The organism is Desulfovibrio piger, assembly GCF_012843875.1.
Lineage (GTDB): Bacteria > Desulfobacterota > Desulfovibrionia > Desulfovibrionales > Desulfovibrionaceae > Desulfovibrio.
In genome coordinates this window covers 1-2839 of sequence record NZ_JABAFY010000096.1, presented here as the reverse complement: position 1 = coordinate 2839, position 2839 = coordinate 1, and the positions used below count along the sequence as shown (strand labels likewise).

The 2839-nt window shown below is 57.6% G+C and carries 1 protein-coding gene and 1 pseudogene; one reads left to right on the top strand and one right to left on the bottom strand.

What is annotated here, in order from left to right; translation table 11 throughout:
* The first annotated feature begins 173 nt into the window (after positions 1–173).
* A complete protein-coding gene (locus tag HF854_RS12225) occupies positions 174–1511 on the top strand; it encodes a sodium-dependent transporter (RefSeq protein ID WP_168936532.1) in 1338 nt (445 codons plus the stop codon).
* 240 nt (positions 1512–1751) lie between these two features.
* Here the strand turns inward: HF854_RS12225 and HF854_RS12220 are convergent.
* Positions 1752–2774: pseudogene (locus HF854_RS12220) on the bottom strand (aspartate ammonia-lyase); the annotation flags it as partial.
* Positions 2775–2839: the final 65 nt, after the last annotated feature.

Genomic DNA, 2839 nt, shown 5'->3' with positions numbered 1-2839 from the left:
TCCATGACTCAAATAGCCATGGCAAGCATACTGTTGAAACGTTTCATTATTGATAAATGAGTTTCCAAACACGCTCTTATGGCCCGTGTACGACAGGTGAAGAGGTTGCACAAAAAAACTCCAGACGCTACAACCGCCCTTCTGGAATATGTTTCAACTCGTACGGAGGATGCATGGCTTCTGCCACTCGAGATCATTTTTCTTCACGGCTGGGTGTCCTGGCGGCAACGCTGGGCTCTGCCGTCGGGCTCGGTAATATCTGGAAGTTTCCCTCACTGGTTGGCCAGAACGGCGGTGCATCGTTCCTTGTGGTCTATCTGCTGGCATCGCTCTGCATCGGGCTGCCGCTGATGATATCGGACCTCAGCCTCGGCCGGGCCGGACGCAGCAACGTCATCAGCATTTTCCAGAAGCTGGCCCCCCGCACCGGCTGGTGGCTGATAGGCCTTTCAGCCATCATCAGCTGCCTGCTGATCCTGGGCTTCTATTCCGACGTGGCAGGCTGGGTCTTTGCCTATATCTTCAAATCCGCCACGGGCGCCGTCTCGTCCACGGATCCGGCCGTGGCCCAGGCCAGTTTTTCCTCTTTGCTGAATGATGGGCCGGTGTCCCTGTTCTGGCAATGGCTCGTCCTGCTGTTGACGGGGGGCATCATCATGCGCGGTGCCTCGGCCGGTATCGAAAAAGTGACGCGTATCCTGATGCCTGTCCTTTTCCTGCTGCTGGTGGGGGTCTGCATCCGCAGCCTGACCCTGCCGGGGGCCTCCGAAGGCTTGCGCTTTCTGTTCATGCCCCAGTGGGAACGAGTGGACGCTTCCGTCATCATGATGGCCATGGGGCTGGCCTTTTTTAAAATGTCCCTCGGCATGGGCTGCATGCTGACCTACGGCAGCTACTTCAAGGAAGACGTCAATATCCCGCTCATGGCCACCCGCGTCATGATCTGCGACCTACTGGTCTCCCTGCTGGCCGGCATCGCCATCTTCCCCGCTGTGTTCAGCTTCGGCTTTCAGCCCGCGGAAGGGCCTGCCCTGCTCTTCCTGACCATACCCGCCGTCTTCGCTTCCATGCCGGGCGGGACCTTTTTTGCAACGCTCTTTTTCATCCTGTCTGCCATCGCCTCCACCGGAGCCATCCTTTCCTTGCTGGAAGTCCCGGTGGCCTGGCTCTCCGAACGCTTTTCCCTGCCGCGGACCAAGGCGGTGCCCATCCTGCTGGCCGGGCTCGTCCTGCTGGGCCTGCCGGCAACCCTTTCCACCGGTCCTGCATTGCAGGATGTGAAGCTGTTCGGCCTGACGTTCTTCGACCTGTACGATGCGTTATCATCCACCATTTTGATGCCGCTCAGCGGCATCGTGACGAGTCTGTTCGTGGGCTATTTCTGGGAAAAAGAGCATATGCTCGCGGCTCTGGGGGGCGGTATGCCGGCCAGACTGGTACGTACCCTGTGCCGCACGGTGACGCCTGTGCTCATCACCCTGGTGCTGCTGCATGGTTTGGGCATCATTTAGGGCCAAGGACAGAACAACCGGTAACCGCATAGAACAGTTGGAGCGAGCCTCCCCCTCCTGGATATGGTCTTCTTCGGTGCCCCGTGCCGACAACAGACCAGGATAAACCGCTTCTGCCCCGCCATCGAAAATAAAGAAAGCCCGGCTTTACGTCGGGCTTTCTTGTTCTCTCACCAAGTTTTTTTCTGTCTTGCCGGTGTCGATACGATCCAGCCCGGCAAGCCGAAATTTATTAAAGTATCACTTTAAAAATGGATGGATCATATTTTCCGGGAGCAGCAGTTCATCCAGTTCTTCCCGGGTAAGCAGCTGTTTTTCAAGAACAAGATCCATGACGTAACGCCCGCTTTCCAGGGCTTCCTTGGCGATGCTCGCTGACGTTTCATACCCAAGGCGGGTATTCAGCGCCGTAACGATCCCGATGCTGTTCTCCACCAGCTGCCGGCAGCGGTCGGCATTGGCCGTGATCCCTGCAACACAGCGTTCCTGCAGGGTACTGAAGGCCCGGGCCAGCCTGCGGATCCCCGTAAAAAGCGTAAAGGCGATGATGGGTTCCATCACGTTCAGCTCCAGCTGCCCGGCCTCGGCGGCCAGGGTGATGGTCACGTCCTTGCCGATGATGTCGAAAGCGACCTGATTGACAACCTCGGGGATCACGGGGTTGACCTTGCCCGGCATGATGGAGGATCCCGGCTGCATCCGCGGCAGATTTATCTCATGGAAGCCCGTACGCGGGCCGGAAGACAGTAGACGCAATTCATTACGAATCTTTGAGATCTTGACAGCTGTCCTCTTCAGGACGCCGGATGTCTGCACATAGGCGCCGGTATCCCACGTCGCTTCCACCAGATTGGTGGAGAGCCGAACGGGGATGTCACTGATCTCGGCCAGGCGCGCGCCCACGAGCTGCGCATAGCCCTGGGGAGAATTGATGCCTGTCCCGATGGCCGTGGCCCCCAGATTGACTTCCAGCAACAATTTCTGCGCCTCATGGATGCGCTGGATATCCTCCCCTATGGTCGTGGCATAGCTGCCGAATTCCTGCCCCAGGGTCATGGGCACAGCATCCTGGAGCTGTGTGCGTCCCATCTTGACGATATGGGAGAACTCCACGCTCTTGGCCGCAAAGCCCTTCTGCAAGGGGATCATATGTTCCACAAGGTAGTCCAGCAGTCGGAAAAGGGCCAGCCGCAAGGCCGTGGGATAGACGTCGTTGGTCGACTGCGAGCAATTGACGTGGTTGTTGGGATGGCAATAAGAGAATGTCCGGCATACACCTTGCTATACCAGTTTTCTCCAAAGGATACAGGCCAAAGCAAGGTAAAGTA

Excerpts from the sequence above, each read along its gene's own strand:
- HF854_RS12225 (WP_168936532.1), top strand. The coding sequence starts at position 174 with ATGGCTTCTGCCACTCGAGATCATTTTTCTTCACGGCTGGGTGTCCTG.